Here is an 8,383-nt window from a genome sequence, read left to right on the forward strand (position 1 = left end):
CGACAGGGGCGGGCGCGGCGGGGGCTGAAGCAGGAGCGGGTGCGGCAGGTGCTGCGGGTACTGCTGGAGCAGTGGCGGCCTGTGCGGCGGCCCCGAGGGGCAGGAGGACGGCCAGAAGACAAGCGGCGAGCGGCTGCGGGCGCATGATGTCCTTTCCGGTGTACGGGTCTGGTCGTTCCGGCGTGGGGTACGGAACTGGCCCGAGTATAGCCTGCGATTTCATCTAGCTGAAACCGGGTCATCGGAGGCGTTGCCGCAGGTCACCATGACCTTTGGGATATGGTGTGATCGTGACGTGGTGCATTACTTTGCTACAACACCTGCCCACGCATCCCTCAGGGACACGACGATGTCGCGAAAATCTTTCCTGCACGGCCGCACCGGAACCTGCGCCGCTGCTCTGCTGATCACCACCTCGCTGCTGCTGAGCGGCTGCGGCGCCGGCACCGGTGCCGCCGATGCGCAGGCTGCGGAAAAGGACGCCAAGGCCGAAAAGGTCGACGCGGTCCCGGTCGAAGCGGTCGCCGCCAGCCGCCGCGCGGTGGCGGCCAGCTACACCGGCACCGCCGCGCTGGAAGCGCGCGCGGAGTCGCAGGTGGTCGCCAAGACCTCCGGGGTGGCACTGGCGGTGCTGGTCGAAGAGGGCCAGGCAGTACGCGCCGGGCAGCCGCTGGTGCGGCTGGATCCGGACCGTGCGCGGCTGGCCGTCGCCCAGAGCGAGGCGGTGATGCGCAAGCTGGAAAACAACTACCAGCGTGCGCAGAAGCTGATCGGCCAGCAGATGGTCAGCGCCGCCGATGTCGACCAGATCAAGTACGACGTGGAGAACGCCCGCGCGCAGTACCGGCTGGCCACGCTGGAGCTGTCCTACACCACGGTGGTGGCGCCGATCTCCGGCGTGATCGCCTCGCGCTCGATCAAGACCGGCAACTTCGTGCAGATCAACACGCCGATTTTCCGCATCATCGACAACTCGCGCCTGGAAGCCACGCTCAACGTGCCCGAGCGCGAACTGGCCACCCTGCGCGCCGGCCAGCCGGTGACGCTGCTGGCCGATGCGCTGCCGGGCAAGTCGTTCCCGGGCGTGGTCGACCGTATCGCGCCGGTGATCGATGCCGGCAGCGGCACCTTCCGCGTGGTCAGCGGTTTCGGCGAAGACGCCGAAGGCCTGCAGCCGGGCATGTTCGGTCGCATCCGGATCGATTACGACCAGCGTGCCGATGCGCTGGTGGTGCCGCGCCTGGCACTGCTCGACGACGGCGAACCCGCCGTGTTCCGCGTGCGCGCCGGCAAGGTCGCCCGGGTGCCGGTCAAGCTCGGTTATGCCGAAGGCCCGTGGGTGGAGATCCGCGATGGCCTGGCCGAAGGCGACCAGGTGGTCACCGCCGGCAAGGTGGCGCTGCGTGACGGCACCGCGGTGCAGGTGATCGGTGCCAAGCCGACCGCCACCGCCGCTGCCGTGCCGGCAAAAAAGGCGGAGAGCCGCCAATGACATCGGCCGGCAACGACCACGGCAAGGACCCGCACGCTGGCGAGCGTCCGGGCGCGCACGGCGGCGGCCTGGTGGAATTTGCCACCCGCCGCCGCGTCACCATCGCCATGTGCACGGTGACGCTGATGCTGTTCGGCTTCATCGCCCTGGGCAACCTCAAGGTCAACCTGCTGCCCGACCTGAGCTATCCCACCCTGACCGTGCGCACCGAGTACACCGGTGCGGCGCCGACTGAAATTGAAACCCTGATCAGCGAGCCGGTCGAAGAGGCCGTGGGCGTGGTCAAGAACCTGCGCAAGCTCAAGTCGGTCTCGCGTACCGGGCAGAGCGATGTGGTGCTGGAGTTCGCCTGGGGCACCAACATGGACCAGGCCAGCCTGGAGGTGCGCGACAAGATGGAAGCGCTGAACCTGCCGCTGGAGGCCAAGGCCCCGGTGCTGCTGCGCTTCAATCCGTCCACCGCGCCGATCATGCGCCTGGTGATTTCGGCAAAGAAGGAGGCCGCCACCGACGCCGACGCGGTGCGCCAGCTGACCGAACTGCGTCGCTATGCCGACGAGGACCTGAAGAAGAAGCTGGAGCCGGTCACCGGCGTGGCGGCGGTCAAGGTCGGCGGTGGCCTGGAAGACGAGATCCAGGTCGACATCGACCAGCAGAAGTTGGCCCAGCTCAACCTGCCGATCGACACCGTCATCAAGCGGCTCAAGGAAGAGAACATCAATATTTCCGGCGGCCGCCTGGAGGAGGGCTCGCAGCGCTTCCTGGTGCGTACCGTCAACCAGTTCGCCGACCTGGACGACATCCGCAACCTGCTGGTGACCACGCAAGGCAGCAACGGCAGTGCCGCCGACGCGGCCATGCAGCAGATGTTCGCGATCGCCGCGTCCACCGGTTCGGATGCGGCCGTCGCCGCCGCTTCGGCCGCGCAGAGTGCATCCAGCAGTAGTTCCTCCACCGTCGCCAACGGTATGCCGGTGCGGTTGAAGGATGTCGCCAGCGTGCGCCAGGGCTACAAAGAGCGCGAGGCGATCATCCGCCTGGGCGGGAAGGAAGCGGTCGAACTGGCGATCTACAAGGAAGGCGATGCGAACACCGTCGCCACCGCCGCCGCGCTGCGTACCAAGCTGGAACAGATCAAGGGGCAGATTCCCGGCGATGCCGAACTGACCACCATCGAAGACCAGTCGCGCTTCATCGAACACGCCATCAGCGACGTCAAGAAAGACGCGGTGATCGGCGGCCTGCTGGCGATCCTGATCATCTTCCTGTTCCTGCGCGATGGCTGGAGCACGTTCGTGATCAGCCTGTCGCTGCCGGTGTCGATCATCACCACGTTTTTCTTCATGGGCCAGATGGGGCTCAGCCTCAACGTGATGTCGCTGGGCGGCCTGGCCTTGGCCACCGGCCTGGTGGTGGACGACTCGATCGTGGTGCTGGAGAGCATCGCCAAGGCGCGCGAGCGTGGCCTGGGCATCCTGGAGGCGGCGATCGCCGGCACCCGGGAAGTCAGCATGGCCGTGGTCGCCTCCACGCTGACCACCATCGCCGTGTTCMTGCCGCTGGTGTTCGTTGATGGCATCGCCGGCCAGCTGTTCCGCGACCAGGCGCTGACCGTGGCGATCGCCATTGCGATCTCGCTGCTGGTGTCCATGACCCTGATCCCGATGCTGAGCTCGCTCAAGGGCCGTCCGCCGCTGGCCTTCCCGGAGGAACCGGCGCACGCCACCTGGCAGCCGGAACAGCGCTGGCTCAAGCCGGTGGCCGGTAGCCGTCGCGGCGTCGGCGCGCTGGTGCGCTGGACCTGCTTCGGGCTGGCGTGGGCGGTGATCCGCGTGTCGCGCGGGGTCGTGGCGGTGGTTGGCCCGGTGATGCGCAAGGCCAGCGATGTGGCGATGAAGCCCTACGCCGGTGCCGAGCGCGGCTACCTCAAGCTGCTGCCGGGTGCCTTGCACCACCCGGGCAAGGTGCTGGGCCTGGCTGGCCTGGCCTTCGTGGCCACCCTGGCGCTGGTGCCGATGCTGGGGGCCGACCTGATCCCGCAGCTGGCCCAGGACCGTTTCGAGATGACCGCCAAGCTGCCGGCCGGCACGCCGTTGAAGCAGACCGATGCCCTGGTCCGCGAGCTGCAGCTGGCCCACGCCAAGGACGGCCAGATCGCCTCGTTGTACGGGGTCAGCGGCAGCGGCACGCGGCTGGATGCCAGCCCGACCGAAAGCGGCGAGAACATCGGCAAGCTGACCGTGGTCATGGCCGGTGGCGGCGACGCCCGCACGGAAGCGGCCATCACCGAGCGCCTGCGTGATTCGATGAAGCAGCATCCGGGCGTGCAGGTCGACTTCGCGCGGCCGGCATTGTTCAGTTTCTCCACGCCACTGGAAGTGGAGCTGCGCGGCCAGGACATGGCCACCCTGGAACACGCCGGCCAGGCACTGGCGGCGATGCTGCGCAACAACCCCCACTACGCCGACGTCAAATCCACGGTCGAGGAAGGCTTCCCGGAAATCCAGATCCGCTTCGATCAGGAACGTGCCGGCGCACTCGGCCTGACCACCCGCCAGATCGCCGATGTGGTGGTCAAGAAGGTGCGTGGCGACGTGGCCACCCGCTACAGCTTCCGCGACCGCAAGATCGACGTGCTGGTGCGGGCCCAGGAAGGCGACCGTGCCAGCGTGGACAGCATCCGCCGGCTCATCGTCAATCCCGGCAGCAGCCGTCCGGTGACCCTGGATGCGGTGGCCGAGGTGGTCGCCACCAACGGCCCGAGCGAGATCCACCGCGCCGACCAGACGCGCGTGGCGGTGGTTTCGGCCAACCTGCGCGACATCGACCTGGGCGGTGCGGTGCGCGAAGTGCAGGACATGGTCGCCAAGGACCCGCTGGGCGCCGGCGTGGGCATGCACATCGGCGGGCAGGGTGAGGAGCTGGCCGAATCGGCGCGCTCGCTGATCTTCGCCTTCGGCCTGGCGATCTTCCTGGTCTACCTGGTGATGGCGTCGCAGTTCGAATCGCTGCTGCACCCGTTCGTCATCCTGTTCACCATCCCGCTGGCCCTGGTCGGCGCGATCCTGGCGCTGATGCTGACCGGCAAGCCGATTTCGGTGGTGGTGTTCATCGGCCTGATCCTGCTGGTGGGGCTGGTGACCAAGAACGCGATCATCCTGATCGACAAGGTCAACCAGCTGCGCGAGTCCGGGGTGCCCAAGCAGCAGGCACTGGTGGAGGGCGCGCGCTCACGCCTGCGGCCGATCATCATGACCACCCTGTGCACGCTGTTCGGCTTCCTGCCGCTGGCGGTGGCGATGGGCGAGGGCGCCGAAGTGCGCGCGCCGATGGCGATCACCGTCATCGGTGGCCTGCTGGTGTCCACCCTGCTGACCCTGATCGTCATCCCGGTGGTGTACGACCTGCTGGATGGTCGCGGCGATGCGTATTACCGCGAACGAGGGCGCAAGCAAGCCGGTTTCGTCGAGACCCCCGGCACCGGCACCGCACGGGAGCCGGCATGAGCATCGCCGAGTTCTCCATCCGCCGTCCCATCACCACCATCATGTGCTTCGTGTCGCTGGCGGTGGTGGGGCTGATCGCCTCGTTGCGGTTGCCGCTGGAGGCACTGCCGGACATCTCGGCCCCGTTCCTGTTCGTGCAGGTGCCCTACACCGGGTCCACCCCCGAGGAAGTGGAGCGCAACATCATCCGCCCCACCGAAGAAGCGCTGGCCACCATGACCGGGATCAAGCGCATGCGCTCCTCGGCCACCTCCGAAGGGGCCAGCATCTTCATCGAGTTCACCGACTGGGACCGCGACATCGCCATCGCCGCCTCGGACGCGCGCGAGCGCATCGACGCGATCCGCACCGACCTGCCCGATGACCTGCAGCGTTACAGCGTGTTCAAGTGGTCCAGCAGCGATGACCCGGTGCTCAAGGTGCGCCTGGCCAGCAGCAGCGACCTCACCGGCGCGTACGACATGCTCGACCGCGAGTTCAAGCGGCGCATCGAACGCATCCCCGGCGTGGCCCGGGTCAATATCTCCGGCGCGCCACCCAACGAGGTGGAGATTGCGATCAGCCCGGACCGCCTGACCGCGCACAACCTGAGCATCAACGACCTCAGCGACCGTCTGCGCACGCTGAACTTCTCGATCTCGGCCGGGCAGATCGATGACAACGGCCAGCGCGTGCGCATCCAGCCGGTCGGGGAGATCACCGACCTGCAGGAACTGCGCGACCTGGTGATCGACACCAAGGGCCTGCGCCTGGGCGACATCGCCGACATCCGGCTCAAGCCCACGCGGATGAACTACGGCCGCCGCCTGGATGGCAACCCGGCCGTCGGCCTGGACATCTTCAAGGAGCGCAGCGCCAACCTGGTGGAAGTTTCGCGCGCAGCGCTCGCCGAAGTGGAGGCGATCCGCAAGCAGCCGTCGATGCGCGATGTGCAGATCAAGGTCATCGACAACCAGGGCAAGATGGTCACCTCCTCGCTGCTGGAGCTGGCCGAGGCCGGCGCGGTCGGTCTGCTGCTGTCGATCACGGTGCTGTTCTTCTTCCTGCGCCATTGGCCGTCCACGCTGATGGTGACCCTGGCGATCCCGATCTGTTTCGTGATCACCCTGGGCTTCATGTACTTTGCCGGGGTCACGCTCAACATCCTGACCATGATGGGCCTGCTGCTGGCCGTCGGCATGCTGGTGGACAACGCGGTGGTGGTGGTGGAGAGCATCTACCAGGAACGCGAACGCATGCCCGACCAGCCGCGGCTGGCCTCGATCATCGGCACGCGCAACGTGGCCATCGCGCTGAGTGCCGGCACCCTGTGCCACTGCATCGTGTTCGTGCCGAACCTGTTCGGTGAAACCAACAACATCAGCATCTTCATGTCGCAGATCGCGATCACCATTTCGGTCTCGCTGCTGGCCTCGTGGCTGGTGGCGGTCAGCCTGATCCCGATGCTGTCCGCGCGCATGCAGACCCCCAAGCTGGTGCACGCCGAATCCGGGGTGATCGCGCGCCTGCAGCGCCGCTATGCCAAGGTCCTGCGCTGGACGCTGGAACATCGGGGCTGGAGCGTGTTCGGCATCCTGATGGTGGTGGCCATCAGCCTGGTGCCGATGAAGCTGACCAAGATCGACATGTTCGGGGGCGAAGGTGGCCACGAGGTGTTCATCGGCTACAACTGGAAGGGCGCCTACACCTACAGCCAGATGTCCGAGGAAGTCGCGCGCGTCGAGCACTACCTCGATGGCCAGCGCGAGAAGCTGCACATCACCCAGATCTATTCCTGGTACAGCGAGCAGGAAGGCAGCAGCACGACGGTGACCTTCGACGCAGAGCATGCCGACAACATGCCTGCCGTGCAGGAAGCGCTGCGCAAGGGCCTGCCGCGTTCGGCGCGTGCCGATTACATCGTCGGCAACCAGGGCGGCGACGGTGGCGGCAGCAGCAATCAATCCGTGCAGGTGCAGCTGGTCGGCGACTCGACCAAGATGCTGCAGGAGATCGGCGAGGAGGTGGTGCCGCTGCTGGCACAGCGCAAGGAACTGCGCGACGTGCGCATCGACAACGGCGAGAAGGGCAGCGAGCTGGCCATCCACGTCGATCGCGAGCGCGCGGCGGCGTTCGGCTTCAATGCAGAGCAGGTCGCCAGCTTTGTCGGCCTGGCGCTGCGCGGTGCGCCGATGCGCGAGTTCCGGCGCGGCGACAGCGAGGTGCCGGTATGGGTGCGGTTCGCCGGGGCCGAACAGAGCAGCCCGGAAGACCTGGCCAGCTTCACCGTGCGTACCGGCGACGGCCGATCGGTGCCGTTGCTGAGCCTGGTGGATGTGTCGATCAGGCCGTCGGCGACGCAGATCGGCCGCACCAACCGCCAGACCACGTTGACCATCAAGGCCAACCTGGCCGAGAAGGTCACCGCCCCGGAAGCGCGCAAGGCGATGGAAGCGACGCTCACGCCGATGAGCTTCCCGGCCGGCTATACCTTCACCTTCGATGGCGGCGACTACGGCAACGACAACGAGGCCATGCAGCAGATGCTGTTCAACCTGATCATCGCGTTGGTGATGATCTACGTGGTGATGGCCGCGGTGTTTGAATCGCTGCTGTTCCCGGCGGCGATCATGAGCGGGGTGCTGTTCTCGATCTTCGGGGTGTTCTGGTTGTTCTGGCTGACCGGGACCTCGTTCGGAATCATGTCCTTCATCGGCATCCTGGTGCTGATGGGCGTGGTGGTGAACAACGGTATCGTGATGATCGAGCACATCAACAACCTGCGTCGGCGCGGCATGGGCCGCACCCAGGCGCTGGTGGAAGGCTCGCGCGAGCGGTTGCGCCCGATCATGATGACCATGGGCACCGCGATCCTGGCGATGATCCCGATCTCGCTCACCGACACCCAGCTGCTGGGCAACGGCCCGCCGTACTACCCGATGGCACGTGCCATTGCCGGCGGCCTGGCGTTCTCCACGGTGGTCAGTCTGCTGTTCCTGCCGACCATCTACGCGATGCTCGATGACATGAGCATCGCGGTGGGCAGGATCATCCGCCGCGCCCGCGGCCTGCCGGCGAAGGGCGAAGCGGCAACGGTCGCCTGAACGCCCCCCTGTCYGGCCAACGTACCCGGCTTTAGGTAGTGCCGGCCGCTGGCCGGCTCCCCGCGATCCCAGCTTCCCGGTAGTGCCGGCCGCTGGCCGGCTCCACGCGAATCCCAGATTCCCGGTAGCGCCGGCCGCTGGCCGGCTCCACGCGAATCCCAGATTCCCGGTAGCGCCGGCCGTCGGCCCGGACGGGCAGTGCCAGGCTGTGTCTTCGCTCCGGTATGTCGCGAGCGTGAGGGCCCCGTAGCAGCCGGTAGGCCCCTGGCGCAAATGTCCCCCGGCCTGGCGGCCTCCTCCTT

General features: G+C 67.1%; 3 protein-coding genes. All 3 read left to right on the plus strand.

The genetic code is table 11. From position 1 onward, the window contains the following. The first annotated feature begins 349 nt into the window (after positions 1-349). From AC1DQP_RS12480 to AC1DQP_RS12490, 3 genes are read left to right on the plus strand one after another with little or no spacing between them, the layout of a single operon-like run. Entirely contained in the window at positions 350-1,492 is a 1,143-nt protein-coding gene (locus tag AC1DQP_RS12480) for an efflux RND transporter periplasmic adaptor subunit (protein WP_478051702.1), read from the plus strand. Next, complete coding sequence (locus AC1DQP_RS12485; protein WP_478051703.1) at positions 1,489-4,998, plus strand: efflux RND transporter permease subunit; 3,510 nt, start codon at positions 1,489-1,491, stop codon at positions 4,996-4,998. The genes AC1DQP_RS12480 and AC1DQP_RS12485 overlap by 4 nt, the downstream gene beginning before the upstream one ends. Further along, positions 4,995-8,081, plus strand: a complete 3,087-nt coding sequence (locus AC1DQP_RS12490) for an efflux RND transporter permease subunit (protein ID WP_478051704.1) — start codon at positions 4,995-4,997, stop codon at positions 8,079-8,081. Before AC1DQP_RS12485 ends, AC1DQP_RS12490 begins: the two co-directional genes overlap by 4 nt. The last annotated feature ends 302 nt before the right edge of the window (positions 8,082-8,383 follow it).

The sequence above is a fragment of the Stenotrophomonas sp. P5_A8 genome, from assembly GCF_056400545.1.

What these genes read in the sequence shown, in the direction of transcription:
- AC1DQP_RS12490 (WP_478051704.1), top strand. Translation starts at nt 4,995, where the DNA reads ATGAGCATCGCCGAGTTCTCCATCCGCCGTCCCATCACCACCATCATG.
- AC1DQP_RS12480 (WP_478051702.1), top strand. Translation starts at nt 350, where the DNA reads ATGTCGCGAAAATCTTTCCTGCACGGCCGCACCGGAACCTGCGCCGCT.